The sequence below is a fragment of the Roseateles sp. FW301-B2 genome (assembly GCF_058788955.1).
Window position 1 is genome coordinate 67512 of record NZ_JBYTBE010000009.1, and the last position, 23755, is coordinate 91266.

At 69.2% G+C, this 23755-nt stretch carries 23 protein-coding genes; 3 read left to right on the forward strand and 20 right to left on the reverse strand.

The annotated features are described in order from the left end of the window. Window positions 1-77 precede the first annotated feature (77 nt). Entirely contained in the window at window positions 78-2825 is a 2748-nt protein-coding gene (locus AC3WQY_RS08490) for an ATP-binding protein (RefSeq protein WP_492707432.1), read from the forward strand. Window positions 2826-2835: 10 nt separating this feature from the next. On the opposite strand, the gene AC3WQY_RS08495 is transcribed toward AC3WQY_RS08490, so the two are convergent. From AC3WQY_RS08495 to AC3WQY_RS08535, 9 genes are all read right to left on the reverse strand, one after another. Beyond that, window positions 2836-5244 carry a putative bifunctional diguanylate cyclase/phosphodiesterase gene (locus AC3WQY_RS08495; RefSeq protein ID WP_492707434.1) on the reverse strand — a complete coding sequence of 803 codons (2409 nt, stop codon included), beginning with the start codon at window positions 5242-5244 and terminating at the stop codon, window positions 2836-2838. 7 nt (window positions 5245-5251) lie between these two features. Next, complete coding sequence (locus tag AC3WQY_RS08500) at window positions 5252-5857, reverse strand: methylamine utilization protein (protein ID WP_492707436.1); 606 nt, start codon at window positions 5855-5857, stop codon at window positions 5252-5254. Window positions 5858-5934: 77 nt separating this feature from the next. Further along, on the reverse strand, window positions 5935-7008 hold the full coding sequence (gene holA, locus AC3WQY_RS08505; protein WP_285234081.1) for a DNA polymerase III subunit delta: 1074 nt from the start codon (window positions 7006-7008) through the stop codon (window positions 5935-5937). A 12-nt stretch (window positions 7009-7020) separates the two neighbouring features. Then, window positions 7021-7515 carry an LPS-assembly lipoprotein LptE gene (locus tag AC3WQY_RS08510; RefSeq protein WP_492707438.1) on the reverse strand — a complete coding sequence of 165 codons (495 nt, stop codon included), beginning with the start codon at window positions 7513-7515 and terminating at the stop codon, window positions 7021-7023. Beyond that, window positions 7515-10148, reverse strand: coding sequence for a leucine--tRNA ligase (gene leuS / locus AC3WQY_RS08515; RefSeq protein WP_492707440.1), 2634 nt, complete (start codon window positions 10146-10148; stop codon window positions 7515-7517). Before leuS ends, AC3WQY_RS08510 begins: the two co-directional genes overlap by 1 nt. A gap of 49 nt (window positions 10149-10197) precedes the next feature. Next, window positions 10198-10623 (reverse strand): ExbD/TolR family protein, encoded by a 426-nt coding sequence (locus tag AC3WQY_RS08520; RefSeq protein ID WP_492707442.1) that lies wholly within the window; start codon window positions 10621-10623, stop codon window positions 10198-10200. 1 nt (window position 10624) lies between these two features. After that, complete coding sequence (locus AC3WQY_RS08525; RefSeq protein ID WP_492707444.1) at window positions 10625-11275, reverse strand: MotA/TolQ/ExbB proton channel family protein; 651 nt, start codon at window positions 11273-11275, stop codon at window positions 10625-10627. After that, window positions 11275-12084 carry a 4-hydroxy-tetrahydrodipicolinate reductase gene (dapB, locus tag AC3WQY_RS08530; protein WP_492707446.1) on the reverse strand — a complete coding sequence of 270 codons (810 nt, stop codon included), beginning with the start codon at window positions 12082-12084 and terminating at the stop codon, window positions 11275-11277. The genes AC3WQY_RS08525 and dapB overlap by 1 nt, the downstream gene beginning before the upstream one ends. Beyond that, window positions 12081-12662, reverse strand: coding sequence for an outer membrane protein assembly factor BamE (locus tag AC3WQY_RS08535; protein WP_285234076.1), 582 nt, complete (start codon window positions 12660-12662; stop codon window positions 12081-12083). The genes dapB and AC3WQY_RS08535 overlap by 4 nt, the downstream gene beginning before the upstream one ends. 119 nt (window positions 12663-12781) lie before the next feature. Between AC3WQY_RS08535 and fur the strand changes: the two genes are divergently transcribed. Further along, entirely contained in the window at window positions 12782-13210 is a 429-nt protein-coding gene (gene fur / locus AC3WQY_RS08540) for a ferric iron uptake transcriptional regulator (protein WP_492707448.1), read from the forward strand. 30 nt (window positions 13211-13240) lie between these two features. Here the strand turns inward: fur and hprK are convergent, their stop codons facing one another. From hprK to hpf, 3 genes are all read right to left on the reverse strand, one after another. Continuing rightward, window positions 13241-14203 (reverse strand): HPr(Ser) kinase/phosphatase, encoded by a 963-nt coding sequence (hprK, locus tag AC3WQY_RS08545; protein ID WP_285234074.1) that lies wholly within the window; start codon window positions 14201-14203, stop codon window positions 13241-13243. A gap of 23 nt (window positions 14204-14226) precedes the next feature. Further along, window positions 14227-14697, reverse strand: a complete 471-nt coding sequence (locus tag AC3WQY_RS08550; protein ID WP_285234073.1) for a PTS sugar transporter subunit IIA — start codon at window positions 14695-14697, stop codon at window positions 14227-14229. Window positions 14698-14926: 229 nt separating this feature from the next. Then, window positions 14927-15268, reverse strand: a complete 342-nt coding sequence (hpf, locus tag AC3WQY_RS08555; protein WP_285234072.1) for a ribosome hibernation-promoting factor, HPF/YfiA family — start codon at window positions 15266-15268, stop codon at window positions 14927-14929. 543 nt (window positions 15269-15811) lie between these two features. Between hpf and corA the strand changes: the two genes are divergently transcribed. Then, entirely contained in the window at window positions 15812-16786 is a 975-nt protein-coding gene (gene corA / locus AC3WQY_RS08560) for a magnesium/cobalt transporter CorA (protein WP_492707451.1), read from the forward strand. Here corA and AC3WQY_RS08565 read toward each other — a convergent pair whose 3' ends face one another. The 8 genes from AC3WQY_RS08565 to AC3WQY_RS08600 are packed head-to-tail and all read right to left on the reverse strand — an operon-like array spanning window position 16787 to window position 23722. After that, the gene (locus AC3WQY_RS08565) at window positions 16787-17197 is read right to left on the reverse strand and encodes a nuclear transport factor 2 family protein (protein WP_492707453.1); all 411 of its coding nucleotides are present in this window, start codon (window positions 17195-17197) and stop codon (window positions 16787-16789) included. It lies immediately after the preceding gene. A 29-nt stretch (window positions 17198-17226) separates the two neighbouring features. Next, complete coding sequence (locus AC3WQY_RS08570; protein WP_492707455.1) at window positions 17227-18021, reverse strand: SDR family NAD(P)-dependent oxidoreductase; 795 nt, start codon at window positions 18019-18021, stop codon at window positions 17227-17229. Between the two features lie 2 nt (window positions 18022-18023). After that, window positions 18024-18557, reverse strand: coding sequence for a DUF3833 domain-containing protein (locus AC3WQY_RS08575; RefSeq protein ID WP_492707457.1), 534 nt, complete (start codon window positions 18555-18557; stop codon window positions 18024-18026). Beyond that, on the reverse strand, window positions 18554-19831 hold the full coding sequence (locus tag AC3WQY_RS08580) for an MFS transporter (RefSeq protein ID WP_492707459.1): 1278 nt from the start codon (window positions 19829-19831) through the stop codon (window positions 18554-18556). Before AC3WQY_RS08580 ends, AC3WQY_RS08575 begins: the two co-directional genes overlap by 4 nt. Next, window positions 19818-20354: a chalcone isomerase family protein gene (locus AC3WQY_RS08585; RefSeq protein ID WP_492707461.1), complete on the reverse strand. Its 537-nt coding sequence runs from the start codon at window positions 20352-20354 to the stop codon at window positions 19818-19820. Before AC3WQY_RS08585 ends, AC3WQY_RS08580 begins: the two co-directional genes overlap by 14 nt. Window positions 20355-20361: 7 nt before the next feature. After that, window positions 20362-21582 carry a class I SAM-dependent methyltransferase gene (locus AC3WQY_RS08590; protein ID WP_492707463.1) on the reverse strand — a complete coding sequence of 407 codons (1221 nt, stop codon included), beginning with the start codon at window positions 21580-21582 and terminating at the stop codon, window positions 20362-20364. Between the two features lie 26 nt (window positions 21583-21608). Further along, window positions 21609-22343 carry a DUF1365 domain-containing protein gene (locus AC3WQY_RS08595; protein WP_492707549.1) on the reverse strand — a complete coding sequence of 245 codons (735 nt, stop codon included), beginning with the start codon at window positions 22341-22343 and terminating at the stop codon, window positions 21609-21611. Window positions 22344-22378: 35 nt separating this feature from the next. Further along, complete coding sequence (locus AC3WQY_RS08600; protein WP_492707551.1) at window positions 22379-23722, reverse strand: NAD(P)/FAD-dependent oxidoreductase; 1344 nt, start codon at window positions 23720-23722, stop codon at window positions 22379-22381. Between the last annotated feature and the right edge of the window lie 33 nt (window positions 23723-23755).

Genomic DNA, 23755 nt, shown 5'->3' on the forward strand with positions numbered 1-23755 from the left:
GTGGGCCAGGCGCGGTAGGCAGGCGGCGCCTGCTGCAGTAGTCTGGCGCTGTCGTTGGCCCCCACAAGAGCATCCGCATGCCGTTCCGTGCGGCCCTGGAATTGTTCCCCAGCCAAACCGCGCTCGAGGCGGGCGAGCAGCGCCTGCGCGCCACGCCGCAGGATCCCCAGCTGCAGCTCTTCATGGCCTGGGCGCTGCGCCAGCGCGACATGCCGCGCGCCCTGGCGCTGGCCGAGGCGCTAGAGACCCATGCGGCCACGCTGGCCGAGCCCGAGCGCCGCGGCCTGCGGCTGCGCCTGCAGCTGCTGCGCGCCGAGGCCGCGCTGCTGTATGCGCAGCTGGAGCAGCTCGAGCCCCTGCTGGCCGCGATCCGGGCCGAGGCGCTGGCGCTGGGCGACCTCGGCGCGCAGGCGGACGCGGCCTGGCTGGCCCAGGGCCTGGCCGCGCTGCGCGGCGACTTTGCCGGCGAGCAGCGCGAGCTGCTGGCCGCGGCGGCCGCCGCCGAGCAGGCCGGCGATACGCTGCGCCTGCTGATCTTCCGCGCCGAGCTGGGCCGCAGCGCCGCCTTCCAGGACAACCTCAAGGCCGAGCAGGACTGGGGCCCGCTGCTGCCCGCCGAGCTGGCCGGCCTGCCGCCGGCGGCGCGCGCCGCCGTGGCCGATTTCCGCGGCGTGCTGGCGGCGCTGCGCGCCGACTACGAGGCCTGCATCGCCAGCTTCGGCGCGGCCTTCGAGGCGGCGCTCGAATCGGGCCAGCTGCGCCGCGCCATCGCGCTGGCCAGCAACCTCGGTTTCAACTACGGCAATATGGCCGATTACGAGACCGCGCTGAGCTGGCTGCAGCGCGGGCTGGAGCTGGCGCGCGCGGCCGGCTGGCCCTCGCTGGTGGGCGGCTGCCTGATGCATGTGGGCGAGGTGCTGCGCCACCTGGGCCAGCTGGATGCGGCGCGCGAGGCCTTGCAGGAAGCGCAACAGGTGCTGCGCCCGCTGCCGCATGGCCGCAACCAGGCGGTGCGCCTGAACGTGCTGGCGCGCATCGAGCTGGAGTCGGGCCGCTATGCCGAGGCGCTGGCGGCCTACGAGGAGATGGCGGCGCTGCCCAGTGCCGCGGCCGCCGATCTGCGCGTGATCGCCGGCATCGGCCGGGCGCGCGCGCTGCTGGGCCTGGGGCGCGTGGCCGAGGCCGCCACCGGCATCCAGCAGACCCTCAGCCGGGCGCGCGCCCAGTTCAATCGCAACTACGAGATCGAGGCCCTGTGGGCCCAGGCCGACATCGCGCTGGCGCTGGACCCGCATGGGCCGGCGGCGCTGGGCTGGTACGAGCAGGCGCTGGCGCAGGCCGCCACCTTGCCCGCCTACCGGCCGCAGGCGGCCCTGCTGGAGGCGGCGTCGGCGGCGCAGGCCGCCCAGGGCAGGTTCGAGCGCGCCTATGCGCTGGCGCATGAGGCCAGCGCGAACCGCCAGCGCCATTTCAGCGAGGAGGCGACGCGCCGCATGACCGGCCTGCGCGCCCAGCACCAGATGGAGCGCGCGCGCGTCGAGCACGAGCATCTGCGCCGCAACCACGAGCTGCTGCTGCACCTCAGCAGCATCAGCCAGGAGATCACCACCGAGCTGCAGGCCGAACGCATCTTCGAGGCGCTGGAGCGCCTGGTGCACACCATGCTGGACGCGCAGAGCGTGGCCATCTACACGCTGGACGAGGCGGCCGGCCAGCTGGTCTGCAGCTTCGGCATGGAGTCCGGCCAGGCCTTCGTCGACCCGCCGATCGCGCTGGACAGCCCCAACAGCTATTGCGCGCGGGCGCTGCGCGAGCGCCGCGAATTCGTGCTGGGCACCGGCGAGCTGGCCGATCCGCACAGCGAGGTGCCGGGCACGCGCGCGATGCTGAGCATGATGTTCGTGCCGCTGCGCCTGAGCGAGCGCATGCTGGGCGTGATGACGGTGCAGTCGGTGCGCGCCGCCGCCTATGGCGAGCGCGAGCAGCTGATCCTGCGCATGCTGTGCTCCTATGGCGCCATCGCGCTGGAGAACGCGCGCGCCTATCAGCGCCTGGGCGCGCTGCAGCAGCAGCTGATGGCGCAGGAGAAGCTGGCGGCGCTGGGCGCGATGGTGGCGGGGGTGGCGCATGAGCTCAACACGCCGATCGGCAACAGCCTGCTGGTGGCCTCCACCGTGCTGGCCGCCACGCATGCGCTCGCCGAGCGCGTGGAGCAGCCCCAGCCGATGCGGCGCGCCGAGCTGCAGGCCTATCTGCAGCAGGCCGGCGAGGGCCTGGCGGTGATCGAGCGCAGCATGCAGGGCGCCGGCGCCCTGGTGAGCAGCTTCAAGCAGGTGGCGGTGGACCGCAGCGCCGAGCAGCGCCGCCGCTTCCGCGTTGCCGAGGTCTGCGAGCAATGCGCGCAGACCCTGGGCGTGGCGCTGCGCCAGGCCGGCGTCGGCCTGCAACTGCAGCTGGAGACGGCGCCGCAGCTGGACGCCTACCCGGGCGCGCTGGGCCAGGTGCTGGTGATACTGATGAGCAATGCGCTCACCCATGCCTTTGCCGGCCGCAGCGGCGGCACGCTGACGCTGGAGCTGCATGCGCTGGCCGGCGAACGCATCAGCCTGAGCGTGGCCGACGACGGCGTGGGCATGAGCGAGGCGGTGCGGCGCCGCGTCTTCGAGCCCTTCTTCACCACGCGCTTCGGTCAGGGCGGCAGCGGCCTGGGCCTGAGCATCGCGCACAACATCGTCGAGAGCTTGCTGGGCGGGCATCTGAGCGTCAGCAGCGCGCCCGGCCAGGGCAGCCGCTTCACCCTGGAACTGCCGCTGCGCGCGCCCTGACGTCCTGCCCTCAGAGCAGCCCGGCCAGCACGGTGTCCGGCGAATCCTCGCCCAGATCGGGCGGCTGCCATTGTTCCAGCCAGCCCGCGAACTCGGCCTCGGGCATGGGGCGGCTGACGTAATAGCCCTGGCCCTCGTCGCAGCCCAGGGTGGCCAGCAGCTTCCAGGTCTTGGCCGTCTCCAGGCCCTCGGCCACTACCGAGAGCCCGAGGTTGTGCGCCAGCTCGATGGTGGAGCGCACGATCTTGGCATCGTCGAGGTCGCGCTCCATCGCCATCACAAAGCTCTTGTCGATCTTCAGCTCGTCCACCGGCAGGCGCTTCAGATAGGCGAGCGAGGAGTAGCCGGTGCCGAAGTCGTCGATCGAGAGCTTGAAGCCCATCGCGCTGAGCTGTTCCAGCGTCATCATGGCGCGCGTCGGGTCGTCCATGATGGCGCTCTCGGTGATCTCCAGGCACAGCGCCTGGGGCGGCACGCGGTGCTGCTGCAGCACCGCGGCGATCTTCAGCGGCAGGTCTTGGTCGAGTAGATCGCGGGTGCTGAGGTTGACGCTGATGCGCAAGGCCTGACCCCGGGCCTCGGCGCGCGCCCAGGCCTGCACCGAGGCCTCCAGCACCCAGCTGGTGAGGCTGCGGATGAAGCCGGTCTGCTCGGCAAAGGGGATGAACTGCATCGGCGGCACCAGGCCGCGCTGCGGATGCTCCCAGCGCACCAGTGCCTCGGCGCTGATCACCAGGCCGCTGCGCAGGTCCACCTTGGGCTGCAGGAACAGGCGCAGCTCGTTGCCCTCCACGGCGCGGCGCAACTCGCCCAGCAGCGAGAGCGATTCCTGGCTGCCGGCGTCGAGCTCGGGCACATAGATCTGGCTGCCGGCCTGCTTGCGCTTGGCCGCGTACATGGCCAGTTCGGCACGCGCCAGCAGCTGGCTCACCTCGCGCCCCTGCTTGGGGTAGAGCGCGATGCCGATGCCGGCGCTGAGGTCCACGGTCTGGTCCTCGATGTGCAGCGGGCGCTCGAAATCGCGGTGGATGCGGCGCGCCGCCTCGAGCGCTTCCTCCTCGCCCGCGCCTTCCAGCATCAGCACGAATTCGTCGCCACCCAGGCGCGCCAGCAGATGCGCCTGGTCCTTCAGCAGCAGGCGCAGACGCTCGGCCAGGCCGCGCAGCAGCTCGTCGCCGAAGCGGTGGCCCAGCACGTCGTTGACATGCTTGAAGCGGTCCAGGTCCAGCATCAGCACCGCGCAGGGGGCCTCGCCCTGGCCCAGCCGCGCCTGCAGCTGCTGGCTGAACTGCTCGCGGTTGGGCAGGCCGGTGAGGGTGTCCCAGAAGGCCAGGCGGTGCACCTGCGCCTCGCGCTCGCGGATGCCCATGCGCATGCCCTCGAAGGCCTGGGCCAGGTCGCCGATCTCGTCGGTGGAGGTGCGCGCCACCGGCGTGGTGTAGTCGCCATGGCCGAGCCGCTCGGCCGATTCGGAGAGCGCCTTCACCGGCCCGCTGATGCGCCTGGCGGTGAGGATGCTGCCGCCCGCGAACACCAGCACGCCCAGCGCGCTCAGGCCCAGCAGGGTCAGCTGCAGCCGGCGGTAGGGCGCCACCGCCTCGTCGAAGGAGCGCAGCAGCACGGCGCCGAGCTGCTGGCCTGCTTCTTCCTCGCCCAGCTTCAGGTAGAGGCCGCGCCAGCGTTCCGCACCGAGCGCGAGCGGGAACTCGCGCTCGCCCTGCGGCACCTGGCCGGCCACGGTGCGGGTGGCGGCCTCGTCCAGCACCGAGGCGAGGGCCTGCCAGCTGCTGTCGGGCCGGCGCAGCAGCAGCACGGCCTGCAGCTTGGAGAGGCTTTGCAGCTCCAGCAGCTCGGTCTGGTCGAGCTCGAAGGCCATCAGCACCCAGCCGCCCAGCCCGGCGGCGCGCACCGGCACGGTCACCACCTGGTAGGCCTTGCCGTCGACGAGGGCCAGATTGGGCGACTTGGCGCTGGCGCCGCCCTTCGCGCCGGCCAGCCTGGGCAGCAGCTTGATGAAGGGCGCGGCCTGCTCGGTGGTGGCGGTGACGAGCCGGAAGGCCGGGTCCGCATAAGCCACCAGGCTGGCCTTGATGCGTTCGCCATGGCTGACGAGCGCGCTCTTCAGGGTCTCGCGGTCTTCCTCGGTGTTCAGTCCATCGCCCAGCACCTGGCTGAAGCCATAGTCGGCCTCCAGCAGGCGCGCCGCGTCCAGGCGCTGCTGGGCGTCCTGCACCAGCAGGCGCTGCAGCACGCGCGCACCGGTGGCCAGCTCCTGGCTGATGGAGGCGCTCGCGTTGCTGTCGATGCTCCTGGTGATGAGGGCCAGGCTGGCCAGCTGCACCACCAGCAGCAGCCCCAGGAAGAGGCCGACGATGCGGCCCTCCAGGCGCTTCAGGTTGAGGAAGTCCGGCAGGCGCATGGCCGGTTCATGGCCCCGCGGGCAGGCTGAGCGTGGTGTGGCCGGCGCTGTTGCCGACCTGCAGGGCCTGGGCCTGCAGCTGCGGCGTGGGCATGCTGGCATGCCAGACCAGCAGGCGGTGCTCACCGGCGGGCAGGTCCAGCTTCAGCTGGCCCTGGGCATCGCTCTTGCCGAACAGCGGCGTGTCCACCACCACGATGTGGGCGCTCATGCGGTCGTGGATATTGCAGCCCAGCGCGGCCACGCCGGGCTTGTCGAACAGCACCGGCTCGGCCGGCGTGCCGGAGTAGAGCTTGAGGTCGAACTTCTTGGCGGCCGAGAAGGAATAGACATGGTGGCGCACGGTGTCGAAGTTCGGGAAGCTCACCGGCGTGCCGGTCTGCACCACCAGCAGCGCGGGCTGGAACTGGCGCTCGCGCTGCGCCATCTCGGCCTTGGCGCCGGGGCCGGCCTTGCTGGGCTGACCCTTCAGTTCCACCGCCACGGCGGCGTTGGCGAGCGGCTGGCCGGCGCTGTTGCGCAGCTCGATGGTCCAGGGCACGGCCTGGGCCGCGCCCATGGCCGATGCCAGCGCCAGTCCGGCGGTCCACCGTTGTCGCGGCAGCACAGTCATGATGAGCAATCTCCCTGGCTTTGCAGCCTTGACCATAACGCGAATTCGGCCCCGCGGCATGCGGGCCGGGCCGCGCCTCAGGCCTGCAGAGCCAGCTTGATGCCGCCGCGCGCCTGCGTCGCCTCGACCAGCATCAGGGCCAGGCGGCGCAGCGCGCCCCAGGCGTCCAGCGGCCATTCGGGGTGGCGCAGGCCCTTGACGATGCCGTCGCAGATCTGTGCCGCCGCCACCAGGCTGGCCAGATTTTGATCGTTCAGCCCTGGCGCGATGCGCTCGAAAAGCCGCTCCTTGTTGCCCCATACGCGCGCTTCGCGCAGCGCCATCGGCAGGGGCTTGCCGGCGTCCAGCGCATCGCGCACCTTCTTGAGCGCGCGCACGTCCTCGGCCAGGGTCCAGTGCACCAGCACCGCGGCCTCGCCCTCGGCCTCCAGGCCTTCCAGCATGCGCAGCACGCGCGGCACCTGGCCGGCCAGCACCGCCTCGCTGAGCTTGAAGACGTCGTAGCGCGCCACGTTCAGCACCGCCGATTCGATCTGCGCCAGCGCGATCTCGCCCTGCGGATAGAGTAGGGCGAGCTTCTGCAGCTCCTGGTGGGCGGCGAGCAGATTGCCCTCCACGCGGTCGGCAAAAAAGGCCAGGGCGCGCTGGCCTTCCTCGCCCTCGCTGACGCGTTGGCCCTGGGCGGCCAGGCGCTGGGCGATCCACTGCGGCAGGGCGCGGCGCTCCACCGGCTCCACCTTGAGGGTGACGCCGGCGCCGTCGAGCGCGCTGAACCAGGCACTGCTGAGCTGGGTCTTGTCCAGGCGCGGCAGGGTCACGAGCGTGACCACGTCCTCGGGCAGGCGTTCGCAATAGCGCTGCAAGGCCTCCGAGCCATCCTTGCCGGGCTTGCCCGAGGGGATGCGGATCTCGATGAACTGGCGCTCGGCGAACAGGCTCATGGCCTGGGCCGCGCCCAGCACCGGGCCCCAGTCGAAGTAGGCGCCCGCGACGATGAAGACCTTGCGCTCGCCATAGCCCTGCGCGCGCGCGGCGGCGCGGATGGTGTCGGCCGCCTCCTGCGCCAGCAGGGGCTCGTCGCCATGCACGGTGTAGATGGGCTTGAGCCCCTTGGCGAGTTGGGCGGCGAGGGCCTCGGCGCGGATCTGCATCAGCTTACCTGCTCAATTGATCGGCAGGCGAATCGCGGCCAGGCGCCGCATCAGCAGCGCCACCGCCTCGGACTGCATGGCGCGGTACAGCGAGGCCTCTTCCTGCTCCTTGGCGAGGGCCTGGCTCTCGGTGTAGTTCATGTCGCGCAGGATGCGCAGCTCGGTGCGCGGCAAGAGGATGTCCATGCCCGGCGTGCGGATCAGGAAATCGACGTTCAGCTTGAGCTGCCACTCGCGCACCTGGCCGGCGCTGGTGGACACCACCGCGTTCTTGCTGCGCTCGTCGCGCTTGGCTTCCAGCACCAGCTCGGCCTTGTTGGGGTCTTCCAGCAACTGCACCTGGGTGCGCGCCAGTTGGCGCCTCAGCTCGGCCGCGAAGGGCGAGCCGGGCTTGAAGCCCTGCAGGGCCAGGCTGCGGAACTGCAGCTCGGGCTCGCGGCGCAGCTCGAAGCCGCAGCCCGTGAGGGCCGCGCCGAGCGCGGATGCCAGCAGCAGGCGCCTGTGCATCAGACCACCAGGTTGACGAGGCGACCGGGCACGATGATGACCTTCTTGGGCGCCTTGCCTTCGCTGAACTTGGCAAAGTCCTCGCTGGCCAGGGCCGCGGCCTCGATGGCGGCCTTGTCGGCGGCGGCCGGCACCTTGATGGCGCCGCGCAGCTTGCCGTTCACTTGCAGCATCAGCTCGATCTCGTCCTGCACCAGGGCGGCCTCGTCCACCGCGGGCCAGGGCGCGTCCAGCAGGTCGCCGAGCTCGGCGGCAAAGCCGAGGTCCTGCCACAAGGTGTGGGCGATGTGGGGGCAGGCCGGGTAGAGCACGCGCAGCAGCACCGAGAAGCCCTCGCGCACGGCGGCGTCCTGGCCGGCGGCCTTGAAGCCTTCCAGCGCGTTCAGCAGCTTCATGCCGCCCGAGACCACGGTGTTGTACTGCATGCGCTCGTAGTCGTACGAGACCTGCTTAAGCACCATGTGCACCTCGCGGCGCAGCGCCTTGCCCTCGCCGCTCAGCGCAGCAAAGTCAGTGCCGGCGGCCTGGATGGCGGCCGCGTGCTTGGCGCCGAAGCCCCACACGCGCTTGAGGAAGCGGTGCGCGCCTTCCACGCCGGCATCGTTCCACTCCAGCGTCTGTTCGGGCGGCGAGGCGAACATCACGAACAGGCGCGCGGTGTCGGCGCCGTACTGGTTGATCAGCTCCTGCGGGTCGACGCCGTTGTTCTTGGACTTGGACATCGTCGTCATCTCGTACTCGAGCGGCGTGCCGTCGGTCTTGAGCGTGCCGCCGATGACCTGGCCATGCTCGTTGGTCTGCACGTTGACCTCGTGCTCCCAGTAGTAGTTCTTGCCCGCGTCGGCCGGCTTGTGCGAGAACGCGCCCTTCAAGACCATGCCCTGGGTGAGCAGGTTCTTGAACGGTTCATCGAAGCTGATGAGCTTGAGATCGCGCATCACCTTGGTCCAGAAGCGCGCATAGAGCAGGTGCAGGATGGCGTGTTCGATGCCGCCGATGTACTGGTCCATCGGCATCCAGTACTGCGTGCCATCGGCCACCATGGCGTCGGGGCTCTTGGCATCGCAATAGCGCATGAAGTACCAGGACGAATCCACGAAGGTGTCCATGGTGTCGGTTTCGCGCTTGGCCGGCTTGCCGCAGGTGGGGCAGCCGACGTTCAGGAAGCCGGCATGCTTGTTGAGCGGATTGCCGCTGCCATCGGGGATGCATTCCTCGGGCAGCACCACCGGCAGGTCCTTGGCAGGTACGGGCACCGAGCCGCAGTCATCGCAGTGGATGATGGGGATGGGCGTGCCCCAGTAGCGCTGGCGGCTGATGCCCCAGTCGCGCAGGCGCCAGGTGGTCTTCTTCTCGCCCAGGCCCTTGGCGCCGACCAGTTCGGCCACCTTGGACACGGCGGCCTTGTGGCCCAGGCCATCGAGTTCGCCGGAGTTGACGCAGACGGCCTTGAGCTTGTCGCCATACCACTCGGCCCAGGCGTCCAGGCTGAACGTCGCGCCGTCGACGGCGATGACCTGCTTGATCTCGATGCCGTACTTCTTGGCAAAGGCGAAATCGCGCTCGTCATGGGCGGGCACGCCCATCACCGCGCCGTCGCCATAGCTCATCAGCACATAGTTGCCGACCCAGACCTCGACCTGCGCGCCGGTGAGCGGATGGGTGACGAACAGACCGGTGCGCTGGCCCTTCTTTTCCTGCGTGGCCAGCTCGGCCTCGGTGGTGCCACCGCGCTTGCATTCCTCGATGAAGCCGGCCAGCTCGGGTTGCGACGCCGCGGCGTGGCTGGCGAGCGGATGCTCGGGGGCCACGGCGCAGAAGGTCACGCCCATGATGGTGTCGGCGCGGGTGGTGAAGACATAGAGCTTGCCGTCCTGGATCAGCGCGCCGTCGGCGCCCTTGATCTCGTGCGGGAAGGCGAAGCGCACGCCCTCGCTCTTGCCGATCCAGTTCTCCTGCATCAGGCGCACGCGCTCGGGCCAGCCGCTCAGATAGCTCTTGTCCTCGGGGTTCGCCACGGCCGAGAGCAGCTCGTCGGCGTACTTGGTGATGTTGAGGTAGTAGCCCGGGATCTCGCGCTTCTCGACCACCGCGCCGGAGCGCCAGCCCTTGCCGTCCACCACCTGCTCATTGGCCAGCACGGTCTGGTCCACCGGGTCCCAGTTGACGACCTGGGTGCGGCGCTCGGCGATGCCGGCCTCCAGCATCTTCAGGAACAGCCACTGGTTCCACTTGTAGTACTCGGGCGTGCAGGTGGCTATTTCTCGAGACCAGTCGATCGCCAGCCCCATGGCCTGCATCTGGCTCTTCATGTAGGCGATGTTCTCGTAGGTCCACTTGGCGGGCGGCACCTTGTTCTTCATCGCGGCGTTCTCGGCCGGCAGGCCGAAGGCGTCCCAGCCCATCGGCATCAGGACGTTGTAGCCCTTCATGCGCAGCTGGCGCGTGAGCATGTCGTTGATCGTGTAGTTGCGCACATGGCCCATGTGCAGCTTGCCGCTGGGGTAGGGCAGCATGGAGCAGGCGTAGAACTTGGGCTTGCTCTGGTCTTCGCCGACGCGGTAGGCGTCACGGGAGTTCCAGTACTGGCGCGCGGCGGCTTCGATCTCGGAGGGGGCGTACTTGTCGTTCATGCGGCAAATTGTACGTGGCGGGTCATGCCGCCCCGCCCGCCTCAAGCGCTCAAGGCGCCGACGCTGCCGCCTCGGCCACGAAGGCGATGCGGTTCAGGCCCACGCCCTGTACCCAGCCGATCAGCTCGGCCACCTGGCCATAGGGCACCAGGCGGTCGGCGCGCAGCTGGATCTCGGCCTCGGGCCGTGCCTTGGCCAGCTCGGCGATGCGGGCCTTGAAGGCCTTGGCGTCGAGCTGCTCGTCGCCCAGGTGTAGCGCACCGTCCGGCGTGATCGCGACGGCGATGAACTGCGGCGCCTCCGAAGGGCTGGCGGCCTCGCTCTTGGGCAGGTCCAGGCGCAGCGAGGAGGACATCAGCGGCGCGGCGATCATGAAGATCACCAGCAGCACCAGCATCACGTCGATCAGGGGCGTCATATTGATCTCGCCCATGGGCTTGGGCTGATCGCGGCGCTCCAGGCGACCGAAGGCCATGCTAGTGGTCCAGCAGCTCGCGCAGGTCGTGCGCAAAGCCTTCCAGCTCGGCCTCGCAGGCGCCCACCAGCTTGCCGAAGACGTTGTAGGCCAGCACCGCGGGGATCGCCACGGCCAGGCCGGCGGCGGTCATGATGAGGGCCTCGCCCACCGGGCCGGCGACTTTTTCGATGCTGATATTGCCGGCCGCCGAGATGCTCACCAGCGCGTGGTAGATGCCCCAGACGGTGCCGAACAGGCCCACGAAGGGCGCTGTGCTGCCGATCGAGGCCAGCAAGACCTGGCCCCATTGCAGGCTGCGCAGGGCCTGGTGCAGGGCATCGCGCAGGCGGCGCGTGAGCTGCGATTCGCGCCGGCCGGCGGCCTCCAGGCTCTGGCCTTGGGCGGTGGCCGTGGCCGCGTCCAGCATGGGCAGCAGCAGCAACTCGCGGTCCATCGCCCGCAGGGCGATGCGGCCGGCCTCCAGATCGGCGGCGGCCCAGAAGGCGGGCACGGCGCGCGCCAGGTCGCGGCGTGCGCGGCCCAGCACCCAGCTCTTCCAGAGGATCAGCATCCAGGCGCTGATCGACATCAGCAGCAGCAAGAGGGCCACGGCGCGCGTGACCGCGTCACCCTGGGCCCAGAACTCGGTATAGCTGCCGATGCCGCTCATCAGCCCAGGCCGAGCACTTCGTCCATGCCAAATAGGCCGGCGCCATGGCTGGCCAGGAAGCGCGCGGCGCGCAGGCTGCCCTGGGCATAGGTGACGCGGCTGGAGGACTTGTGCGTGATCTCGATGCGCTCGCCGGTGCCGGCGAACAGCACGGTGTGGTCGCCCACGATGTCGCCGCCGCGCACGGTGGCAAAGCCGATGGTGGAGGGGTCGCGCTCGCCCGTCACGCCTTCGCGGCCGTAGACGGCGCAGTCCTTCAGATCGCGGCCCAGGGCCGCGGCCACCACCTCGCCCATCTTCAGCGCGGTGCCGCTCGGGGCATCGACCTTGTGGCGGTGGTGGGCCTCGATGATCTCGATGTCGTAGCCCTCGTTGAGGGCGCGCGCCGCCATGTCCAGCAGCTTCATCACCACGTTCACGCCCACGCTCATATTGGGCGCCATCATGATGCCGATGTGCTGGGCGTGGGCGCCGATCTGGGCCTTCTGCGCGGCATCGAAGCCGGTGGTGCCGATCACGGCCTTCACGCCCAGCTCGCGGCACACGGCCAGATGGGCCAGCGTGCCCTCGGGGCGGGTGAAGTCGATCAGCACCTGGGCATTCTTGAGGCCCTCATGCAGGTCGGCGCTGATGCTGATGCCGCTCGTGCGGCCCAGAAAGGCGGCGGGGTCCTGGCCCAGCGCCGGGCTGCCGGGCAGGTCCAGCGCGCCGGCCAGCTGGCAGTCGGGGGCGTTGACCACCGCTTCGATCAGCATGCGCCCCATGCGGCCGGAGGCGCCGGCCACCGCAATGCGCAGCGGCTCGCTCACGAGCGCGGCTCCAGCGGCGGGTAGGCGCGCACGGCACCCATGGGTTCGACGGCGGCGGCCTCGGGGCGCACCGGCTTGGGCAGGGCCTGGCGCTCGGCCTCGCTCAGCTCCAGCTTGGGCGCGGGGCCGCTGGGCTTGAAGGTGTTGATCGAGGCGATGAATTCCTGCTCGGTGGGCAGGTCGTCCGGCGCCGCGATGGATTTGAGCTTGTCGCCGTCAAACAGGGCCACCACCTGGCGGCTCTGCGACACCACGCCCTGGCGGCGGATGGTGAATACATAGTCCCAGCGCTCGCCGTGGAAGAGGTCGGTCAGCAGGGGCGAGCCCAGCAGGTCGCGCACCTGGGCGCGGCTCATGCCCGGCTTGACGCGCTCCAGCTGTTCCTTGGTCAGCACATTGCCCTGCACGATCTCGACGCGATAGGGGCGCATCAGGCCCAGCACCTTGTCGCCGCTGACCGAGAAGGTCTCGGAGCTCGGCAGGGTGGGCAGGTAGGAGCAGGCACCCAACACCGGCAGCAGGGCCAGCACAGCGAGCGGTGCGCGGGCCGCACCTGCAAAACGAGTCAACAGTGGCATGTCTTCAGGGCTCTCGGGGGATGCCTTTAGGGGCTTGGGGCTCGGCCGGGGGCTGAGCTGGCTATGATCGGCGCATTCTAGCGGCAGGCCCATGGAGGGTTTGCCGGCCCAAGTCTGACATGAACCGCACCGACGAGATCAAGAACAGCGGCCTCAAGGCAACGCTGCCGCGCATCAAGATTCTGGAGATCTTCCAGAAGACTTCGCAGCGCCATATGACGGCCGAGGACGTCTACAAGGCCCTGCTGGTGGAGGATGCCGACATCGGGCTGGCGACGGTCTATCGCGTGCTGACCCAGTTCGAGCAGGCCGGCCTGGTGTCGCGCAACCATTTCGAGACCGGCAAGGCGGTGTTCGAGCTCAACCAGGGCCACCATCACGACCATCTGGTCTGCATGACCTGCGGTCGCGTGGAGGAGTTCTACGACGAGCAGATCGAGGCCCGCCAGCATGCCATCGCCAAGGAGCGGGGCTTCGAGCTGCAGGAGCATTCGCTGGCCCTGTATGCGGCCTGCGTGAAGAAGGACTGTCCGCACAAGGAGCGCTAGTCAGCGCTCGGGTACAGGCCCGAAAGGCCCTCAGCTATCGTCGCTGAGACCCTTTTCAATCGCGCGCTGGTGGCGCTCGACGAACTCGCGGTAGGTATCGATGCCGCGCAGCTGCAGGATGGTGTTGCGCACCGCGGCCTCCACCAGCACCGCCAGGTTGCGGCCGGCATCCACCGCGATGATGACCTTGCGCACCGGCATGCCCAGCACCTCTTCGTACAGGGGCTCATAGGGCAGGCGCTCGAAGTCGCGCTCCATGGTCTCCTTGCGCACCAGGTGCACGATCAGCTTGAGCCGCATCTTGCGGCGCACCGCGGTCTCGCCAAAAATGGCCTTGATGTCCAGCAGGCCGATGCCGCGCACCTCCAGCAGGTTCAGCAGCAGCTCGGGGCAGCGGCCCTCGATGGCGGTCTGGGCGATGCGGTAGAAGTCCACCGCGTCATCGGCCACCAGGCCGTGACCGCGCGAGATCAGCTCCAGGCCCAGCTCGCTCTTGCCCAGGCCGGATTCGCCGGTGAGCAGCACGCCCAGGCCCAGGATGTCCATGAAGACGCCGTGGCGCGTGGTGCGGTTGGCGCAGATCTGGGCCAGATAGGTGCGCACCACGTCGATCGCGTGGCCGGCCGATTCCTGCGTGACGAAGAGCGGGATGTCTGCGCGGTCGCACATCGCCACCAGCCGGTCCGGCGGGCTTTCGCCATCGGCCACGATGATCACCGGCGGCTCGAGCGTGACGATGCGCGAGATGCGGCGATCCAGCACCTCGCCCGAGGCCTGGCTCAGATAGGCCACCTCGCGGCGGCCGACGATCTGCACCCGGTAGGGGTGGATGTAGTTCAGGTAGCCGACCAGATCGGCGGCGGACTGCGCGTCGCGCACCGCGGTGTCATCGAAGCGGCGCTCCGGATGCGCGTGGCCGGCGATCCACTCCCAGCGCAGGGTTTCGCGGTGCTCTTCAAAGAGCCGGTCGGCACTGATCGAGGTGGGTTTCACTAAGCCTGGACTCTAGCGCGGGTTCAGGCCACGGACTTGAGTGGTTCCCAGTCGGCGATCAGCCGGTGCACGGCGGCGGCGTCCGGCTCGGTCTTGAGCTTTTCGCGCAGGTCGCGGTCCGACAGCATCTCGGCGATCTCGGAGAGGATCTCCAGATGGCGCTGGGTGGCCGCCTCGGGCACCAGCAGGAAGATCAGCAGGCTGACGGGCTCGTCGTCGGGGGCATCGAAGCCGATCGCCTGCTGCACGCGCAGCACCGCGGCGAGCGGGTTCTTCAGGCCCTTGATGCGGCCGTGCGGGATGGCCACGCCATGGCCCAGGCCGGTGGAGCCCAGGCGCTCACGGGCGAACAGGTTGTCCGTCACCGAGGCGCGGGAAATCGAATGGTTGTTCTCGAACAGCAGGCCGGCGTGCTCGAACACGCGTTTCTTGCTGGATGCGTCCACATTCACCAGCACATTGCCGGCAGGGAGGATGGCTGCGAGACGGTTCATCAGGTCACAGCGCCGATTACGGCTGGATAGGCCTTGGGCGGGACGCTTGTTCGGTAGCTAGGCTGCGGATTATAGAAATTGCCCGGGCCTGGTGGGGCCCTGCAATCGCCGGGGGTGCAGTATTCACGGAACTTGCGGCACTGCAGCAACATCCGGGTACGCAGGGCGAATTGTGCCTTGTAAACAAAAAGGCGACCGATGCGGTCGCCTTCGCTGCTTGCTCCAGGGCTCAAGGGGCCGGTACGTCCAGCCGCTTGGCGGAGGCGTGGTGGTGGTCCTGAACCTTTTCCTTGTAGCGTCCGACCTGACGGTCTAGCTTGTCCATCAACTGATCAATCGCGGCGTAGAGATCCTCGTTGGCCTGTTCGACAAAGATGTCGCGTCCCTTCACATGGACGGTGACTTCGGCCTTCTGTCTGCGTTCCTTTTCCTTTTGCTTCTCCACGGTGAGCAGGACGTTGATGTCAACAACCTGGTCAAAGTGGCGGGTCACCCGGTCTAGCTTGGTGAGCACGTACTCACGCAAAGCTGGTGTCACTTCAAGATGGTGGCCGCTGATAGTCAGGTTCATAAAGCCTCCTTTCACAAGGGCTTGGTCGGAAAGACGGGAAAGCGGATCAATCAAAGAGCAGGGGATAGGGGGGAGGATGTCGGGTAGCGGATAAGGAGGGAGTGGGGAACTTGTCGAATTCAGTGTGCTCCTGAAGCCTGATCGTGACAAGCGTTTTAAACCAGGGTTTGTGGTCATTTGAAAGTCCAATTCCGCGCCTTCCCCGACTTGTGACGAAATGCACACAGGCCTCAGATGCGCCTGTTGATGCGGGTTTCAAGCCCTGCGGCGTTTTTGCTTGGAGGCTCCTGCCGCGATGTGATAATGCGCGCTTCCCATCTCTGGAGCCTTACTTGGACAGCGACCACCCTCGGTGACCGTCCACTCCAGTGCCAAACGCAGCGGCCTGCGCATCTGAATGCGGGCCGCGCCGCTTGTCCGGAGTGAGACGGGTTCCGAACTTTTGACCCTCATCCGGACGAGCCTTGGGCGCCCTGCGCCCGCATTAACACCAGGCCCGTCCCCCTGCGCCAGGCGCCATCAGCGCCATACGCTGGAGACTGCATGCTGAACGTGTTCACGCTGGACAACGGCCGCCTCAAGGGCGGGCTGTTCCAGGAAGAAATCGAAACCGCCGAAGACCTGGCCCTGAGCCGGCCGATCTGGGTCGACCTGGAAAGCCCGACCCAGGAAGAAAAGGGCTGGATACGCGATCGCTTCGGGCTCACCATCCCCGAGGACATCGTCGACGAAGACCTGGAGGAGTCGGCGCGCTTCTACGAGGAAGACAACGGCGAGCTGCACATCCGTTCCGACTTCCTGATCGACGACGACGAGTCGGCGCGCAATGTGCGCGTGGCCTTCATCCTCTACAACAACGTGCTGTTCTCGGTGCACAACGAGGACCTGCCGGTGTTCCGCCTCCTGCGCCTGCGGGCGCGCCGCATCCCGGCCCTGATCGAGGATGCCAAGGATGTGCTGCTCAAGCTCTACGACGCCGACGCCGAGTACTCGGCCGATGTGCTGGAAGGCATCTACGACAACCTCGAGAAGGTCAGTGCGCGCGTGCTGAAGAAGGACGTCAACGACACCGAGGCCGGCGAGGTGCTGGCGGCGATCGCGCGCGAGGAAGACTTGAACGGCCGTATCCGCCGCAATGTGATGGACACGCGCCGCGCGGTCAGCTTCATGATGCGCAGCCGTATGCTCAATGCCGAGCAGTTCGAGGAGTCGCGCCAGATCCTGCGCGACATCGACTCGCTGGACTCGCACACCGCCTTCCTGTTCGACAAGATCAACTTCCTGATGGATGCGACCGTCGGTTTCATCAACATCAACCAGAACAAGATCATCAAGATCTTCTCGGTGGCCAGCGTGGCGCTGCTGCCGCCGACGCTGATCGCCAGCATCTACGGCATGAACTTCAAGCACATGCCCGAGCTGGAATGGGAGTGGGGCTATCCCTTCGCGCTGTTGCTGATGGTTGCGACGGTGGCCGCGCCCTTTGTGTACTTCCGCCGCAAGGGCTGGCTGCGCTGATCAGGCGCGCAGCCGGCGCTTGATCAGGCGCAGCAGCGTGCCCAGCAGCGGCACTTGCTCGTAGAGCTGCTCGGCGGCGTCCCAGTAATCTCGGTGGTAGGCCACGCGGCCGTCGGGTGCGAAGCGCAGATGGCTGCTGCCATGGATGCGGCGCTCCTGGGTCTCGCCCTTGAGCCGGAACAGGAAGTCCCAGCTGATGAAGCCCTGGGAGCCCTGCGTGATTGCATCCAGCACCACGAAGCGGGGCGAGGCCAGGGTTTCGAACATATGGGCGAATACGCGCTCGATGCCGGCCAGGCCCTGCACCTCGTTGAACGGATCCTTGAAGAAGGCTTGCTCCGTGTAGCGCTCGCCAAGGCGCGCCAGATCGGACGTGCCGAGCTGCTCGAAATAGGCGATCAATGCAGCCATGCGCTTGTCGGGGTGTCGTGGGGCTGTGGTCATGACTGGGGAGGCGAGGTCGCGCGCCGCACGAGCCGGAAGTACAGGCCATAGGGCAGCATGCGCATGAGCTTGAGCCAGAGCGTGAAACGCTTGGGGAAATGGATCTCGAAGGCGCCGCGCGCCCAGCCGCGCAGCATCGCCTGGGCGGCCTGCTCGGGGCTGAGCAGCGCTGGCATGTGGAAGTCGTTGCGCGCCGTCAGCGGCGTGGCCACAAAGCCTGGATGCACCACCGACACGCCCAGCCGCAGCGGCTGCAGATCCAGGTAGAGCACCTCGGCCAGATGGGTCAGCGCGGCCTTGCTGGGCCCGTAGGCCATCGACCTCGGCAGGCCGCGGTAACCGGCCACGCTCGACACCAGGCTGAGGTGCCCGCCCCGGCCCTGGTGCGATTGCAGGGCCAGCTGCGGCAGCAGCACCGCCAGCAGATTCAGCGCGCCGACGTAGTTGATGTCCAGGTGGCGCTGGGCCTCGGCGAGTGAGAACTGCGCCGCGCCCATGGCCTGGTAATGGCCGGCGCAGTAGACGCACAGGTCGATGCGCCCATGCTGGCGCAGGATCTGGCGCAGCGCCTGCGGCAGGGCGCCGGGGTCCAGCACATCCAGCGGCAGGGCCAGGCTGCCGGGATGCGCACGCGCGAAGTCCTGCAGGCGCGCCGCCTGGCGCGCCGACACGCAGACGCGCGCGCCGCGCGCATGCAGCGCGGTGGCGAGCGCCTGGCCGATGCCGCTGGATGCGCCGACCAGCCAGACCACCTTGCCCTCCCAGTCCTGCAGCTTGGGGTTGAGCGCCATGTTCAGAGCTTCCGGAACGACAGCGTGACCTCGCCCAGGCGGATGCCGAACTTGCTCATCTGCGCCTTGTTGAGCATGACCTTGTCGTCCAGCAGGTACATCCAGTCGTCGAAGTCCACCTCGACGACCTTGCCGTCCACCGGCAGCTTCAGCGTGTAGCTCCAGCGCAGCGCATTGCCCGCCGACATGCCCTGCGCCTCGCCCAGCACGTCGGCGGCGCGGCCACTCCAGCGGCCGTCACCCAGGCGCTTGAGCTGCCAGACGCGGCGCTCCCTGGCGCCATCGCTGTACTCGAAGTCCTCTTCCAGCACGCCCTCGTCGCCCTGCCAGTGCCCCAGCAGCCGGACGATGAAACGGCGCTGCACCTTGCCGGCACGGTCGGTGAAGATGCCATGCGCGAGCAGCGGGCCGTTGAAATAGCTGCGCAGGTCCAGTGCCGGGGCCTCGCGCGCGTAGTCGGCCGGCTCGGGGGCGCTGGCGCAGCCCGCCAGGGCCAGGGCGCTCAGCAGCAGGGTGCGACGGGTGAGAGCTGTCATCGGGCTTCCTCCAGCCGCAGCGCACCTGGCTCGCGGCGTATCCACAGCAGATAGAGCAAGGCCGCGGCAGCGGCCTTCAGCAGGCAGGGCAGGGCGGCATAGGCCAGGGTCAGGGCTTGCAATGCCTGGGGTTCGCGCTGCCCCGGCGCATAGCCCAGCGCGCCGAGCAGCGGCAGCGCCAGCCCGGCGGCCAGCGCCAGATTGAGCTTGTTGCAGAGGTTCCACCAGCCGAAGAAGACGCCCTCGGCCCGGCCGCTCAGCCCGGCCGCCTGCAGCACGCGCGCGAGCATGGCGGCAGGGATGCTCAGGTCGGCGCCCAAGGCAAGACCTGACCCCAGGCAGACCAGGGTGAAACCCGCCACCGCGCCGCTCGGCAGGCTGGCCGCCCAGGCAAAGCAGGCCAGCGCCAGCAGCATCGCCATCAGCCAGCTGCGCGCCTGGCCGAAGCGCGCTACGGCGCGCAGCCAGAGCGGCATCGACAGCGCCGCGGCGGCGAAATAGCTGCCCAGGTAGAGGCCCTCGGCCTGCGGCGTCTGCAGGCGGTCGCGCACGAAGAACAGCAGCAGCGTGGCCGGGATGGCGGCGGCCACGCCGTTCAGCAGGAACACCGGCAGCAGGCGCCGAAAGCCCGGCACGCGCCAGGCCAGCCAGGGGTCCGGGCGCGGCGCGGTGGCCGGCCCGGGCCGCGCCCGGGGTGCGCCCCACAGACCCAGCAGCGCCAGGGCCAGCGCCAGGGGCAGCAGCAGGCTGGTGGCGCCGATGCCGGCCAGGCCGGGCAGCACCGAGGCGCAGATCACACCGGCCAGGGCCAGCCCTTCGCGCCAGGCCGCGATGCGCGTCTGCTGCACGGCGCTGCCGCCCAGGCTGGCGCCCCAGGCCTGGTGCATCACGCTGAGCAGGCTGTAGGCCAGGTAGGCCGCCATCAGCATCAGCGCGCACCAGGCCAGCAGGCCCGTCGGGCCCCAGGCGGGCGGGTGGAACAGGGCGGCAAAGGCCGCGGCCAGCAGCAGCGCGGCCAGGCTCAGCAGCGCGAACAGCGGGCGCGGGCCGCGCCGCAGCCAGCGATCGCAGGCCAGGCCGATGAAGGGGTCGGCCAGGGCATCGAGCGCGCGCGACACCAGCAGCAGCAGCCCCAGCGTCGCCAGCGGCACGCCGTACTGCTGCGCATAGTGCGCCGGCAGGTTCACATACAGCGGCAGCGCCACGAAGGCGAGCGGAAAGCCCAGCGCGCCATAGCGCAGGCCGGCCAGCGCACCGAGTTCAGCCGCCGTCATGCCGGCCCTCCAGCAGGGTGTTGCGCAGGCCGGGCTCGGAGCTGCGCTCCGACAGCCAGATGCCGAAGAACAGCCGCGCGAACTCGGGCTCGGCGATCAGCCGGCCGCGCCGGCCGTTGACGAAGAACTGCGCACCCTGCGCCGGCAGCAGCTGCCCGCTGAGGCGGTCGCCCGCCTGCACATCCGGAAAACTCTGCTGCATCTCGGCCAGCCAGCGCTGCGCCGCGGCGTCGGCGATCTCGGCCTGGCGGCGCATCTCCTGCAGCGAGCGCTTGGCAATCTCGGCGCCGCGCAGGCTGCGCGCGTATTCCAGCTCCAGCGCCAGCGGCTGCTCGGGCCAGTTGCGCGCATCGACGCGCTCCCTGACCCACAGCCGGATGTCGTAGATGGCCAGGCCGAAGAAGCGCATGCGCGCCTGACCCTGCAAATGCAGGCCCGCCAGCTCCGGCGGGGCGGGGCGTGCGCGGGCGGCCGGCCAGCACAGCGCGGCGGCCAGGCTCAGCAGGGTGCGGCGCCGCGGCATCGCGGCCTCAATCCCGCCGCAGCGTGAACTGCATGACATCGGTATTGCCGGCCGCGAAGGCGGCCTCGCAATAGGCCAGGTAGAACTCCCACAGCCGCATGAAGCGGGTGTCGAAGCCCTGCTCGCGCACCGTCGCCTCCTGGGCCAGGAATGCCTCGCGCCAGCGCTTCAGCGTCTCGGCATAGTCGAGCCCGAAGGCCAGCTCGTTGACCACGCGCAGGCCGGCCCTGGCCGCATGGGCGCGGAACTGGCTGGGGCTGGGCAGCATGCCGCCGGGGAAGATGTATTGCTGGATGAAGTCGCTGGAGCGCGTGTAGCGCTCGAACAGATCGTCGCGGATGGTGATGCTCTGGATGCAGGCACGGCCGCCGGGCTTGAGCTTGTCGCGCAGGGTCTGGAAGTAGCCATCCCAGTACTGCCGGCCCACCGCCTCGAACATCTCGATCGAGACGATGGCGTCGAAGGGGGCGTCAGCGATGTCGCGGTAGTCCTGGAAGCGCAGCTCGGCGCGCTCGGCCAGGCCGGCGCCTTGCAGGCGCTGCTGCGCCCAGGCAAGTTGCTCGCTCGACAGCGTCACCCCGGTGAGCCGCGCGCCGAAGTCGCGCGTGGCGGTCTCGGCCACGGCGCCCCAGCCGCAGCCGATCTCGAGCACGCGCTGGCCCGGCTGCAGCTCGCATTCGCGCAGGGCGCGCTGCATCTTGGCCTGTTGCGCCTGCGCCAGGGGCTGGCGGCCGTCGCCGTCAAACCAGGCGCTCGAGTAGTTCATGCTCGGGTCCAGCCAGAGCTTGTAGAAATTGTTGCCGAGGTCGTAATGCGCGTGGATGTTCTTGCGGCTGCCCTCGCGGCTGTTGCGGTTGAGCCAATGCCTGATGCGGTAGGCCAGCGCGCCCCACCAGCGGCCGTAGACCACGCGCTCCAGCGCCTCGCGGTTGCGCACCAGCAGCTCCAGCAGGGCGCAGAGGTCGGGCGTGCTCCAGTCGCCCGCCACATAGCTTTCCGCAAAGCCGATGTCGCCGGCGCGCAGGGCGGCGGCGCAGACCTCCCAGGACTTGATGCGCAGCGCCGCCCGCGGCCCCTCATGCCGGCCGAAATGCAGCTGGCTGCCGTCGGGCAGCTGCACGTCCAGGCTGCCATGCTGGAGCAGGCTGAGCAGGCGGAATACCCGGCGCGCGGCGCCGGGGGCGCTCTCCGGCAGGCCGAAGCGGTTGGTGCAGGTGGTCGAGTTCATCGTGGTGGCGGTTTCTGGCGAGGCCGTCAGCGGGTCAGGAATCGGGGCGGCTCGGCCGGCTTGCGGAAGAAGGGCACACGCTTGAGCCAGAGCCTGAGCGCCTGCCAGTGAATGCGCGCCATCACGGCGGCGCTCAGCCAGGGCATGGCAAGAAAGGCGGCGCGGGCGCTGCGCTCGCTGAGCGGCTGCAGCTCACCGCTGACGCTGGTCTCCAGCAGCGCGCCGGCCTCGTCGTGGTGATCGATGCGCGCCACGGTGCGCGCGCACCCGGCCTGCCAGGCATGCATGAAGCGGAAGCGGTAATGCCCGCCGACGCGGCAGAAGGGCGAGACATGGAAGACCTTGTGGGCGCGCAGCTCGCGCCCCAGCTGCGCGCCCTGCAGCAGATAGCAGTGGCGTTCACCGAAGGTGTTGTTGACCTCCACCACGATGGCGGCCAACTCACCGTCGGCGCGCTCGCAGTACCAGAAGCTCACCGGCTTGAAGGCATAGCCCAGCACGCGCGGCAGGCAGTGCAGCCAGACCTCGCCGGTGGCGTCGTCGATGCCCTCGCGCGCCAGCAGCGCATCCAGCCAGTGCAGGCAGTCGGGCCCGCCGTCGCCATGGTCGGCGTCGTGAAAGCTCAGCCAGCCGAAGCCGTTGCGATGCAGGGCCGCGCAGGGCTGTTCGCGCAGGCGCCGCAGCGGCAGCATCAGGAAGTAGCTGGCATAGCTGAAATGGTGCCGGGCCGGGCGCAGGCGCGTGTGGCGCACCCGGCCCATGCCCAGCAGCGCCTGCTGCGGCCAGGCGCTGCTGCTCACGGCGTGGCTCCGGCCGGGGCGCGCGCGGCCCAATGTTCCAGCATGCGCTTGGCCACGCCCAGGCCCGACAGCAGGCCATCCTCGTGAAAGCCATAGCGGGTCCAGGCGCCGCAGTACCAGAGATGATCGCGGCCCTGGATCTCGTGCAGGCGCTCCTGGGCACGCACGGCGGGCAGGTCGAACACCGGATGCGCATAATCGAACTCGCCCAGCACCTGTGCGGCATCCGGCTCGCGCACCGGGTTCAGCGACACCAGCACCGGCTGCTGCCAGGGCAGGGGCTGCAGCCGGTTGAGCAGGTAATGCAGGCAGACCGCCTGGTCTTCGCGCCCGCGCCGGAGCTGGCCGGCGCTGCCGCCATGTTCGTAGTTCCAGGCCGCCCAGGCGCGCCGGCGCTGCGGCAGCAGGCCCGCGTCGGTATGTAGCACGGCGCGGTTGCGGTGGTAGCCGATGCTGCCGAGGATCTGGCGCTCCTGCAGGTTGGCGTTGCCGAGCAGGGCCAGCGACTGGTCGCTGTGACCGGCCAGCACCACCTCATCGAACAGCTCGGTGCCGGCGCCGCTGTGCACCCTGAGCTGCGTGCCGCAACGCTCCACCGCATGGACGGCGCAGTTCAGGCGCTTGTGCCGGATCTGCGGCAGCAGCTTGTCCACATAGTGGCGTGCGCCGCCGCGCACCGTGAACCACTGCGGCCGCTGCGTCACCTGCAGCAGCCCATGGTTGTGGCAGAAGCGGATCAGCGTGCGGATCGGGAACTGCAGCATCTGCGCGGTCGGGCATGACCAGATGCAGGCCACCATGGGCAGCAGATACCAGCGCCGGAAGGCCTCGCCGAAGCGCTGCTCGCCGAGGAAGTCGCCGATCGATTGCGACAGTGCGGCTTCGCTGCCGCGCTCGGCCAGTGCGGTGCAGAGGCGGTTGAAGCGCAGCAGATCCTGCAACATGCCCCAGAACGCGGGGCGCAGCAGATTGCGACGCTGGGCGAACACGCTGTTGAGGTTGGAGCCGCTCCATTCGAGGGCCAGCTCGGGCAGCTGGACCGAGAAGGACATGTCGCTGGCCGCGACCTCCACCCCCAGCTGCGCGAACAACTGGATCAGCAGCGGGTAGGTGCGCTCGTTGAAGACCAGGAAGCCGGTGTCGACGCCGTGCCGCTGACCCTGCAGCGTGATGTCGACGGTGTGCGTGTGGCCACCGAAATAGTCCCCGGCCTCGAACAGCGTGACATCGGCGTGGCGGCTGAGCGCCCAGGCGGCCGAAAGACCCGCAATGCCGGAACCGACCACCGCCACGCGCGGGCCGCCAGGGCCGGCGCCACCACCGGGGGGAAGCGCATGCAGGCCGGCCAGGAACTCGCTCAGCCCGCGTGCATG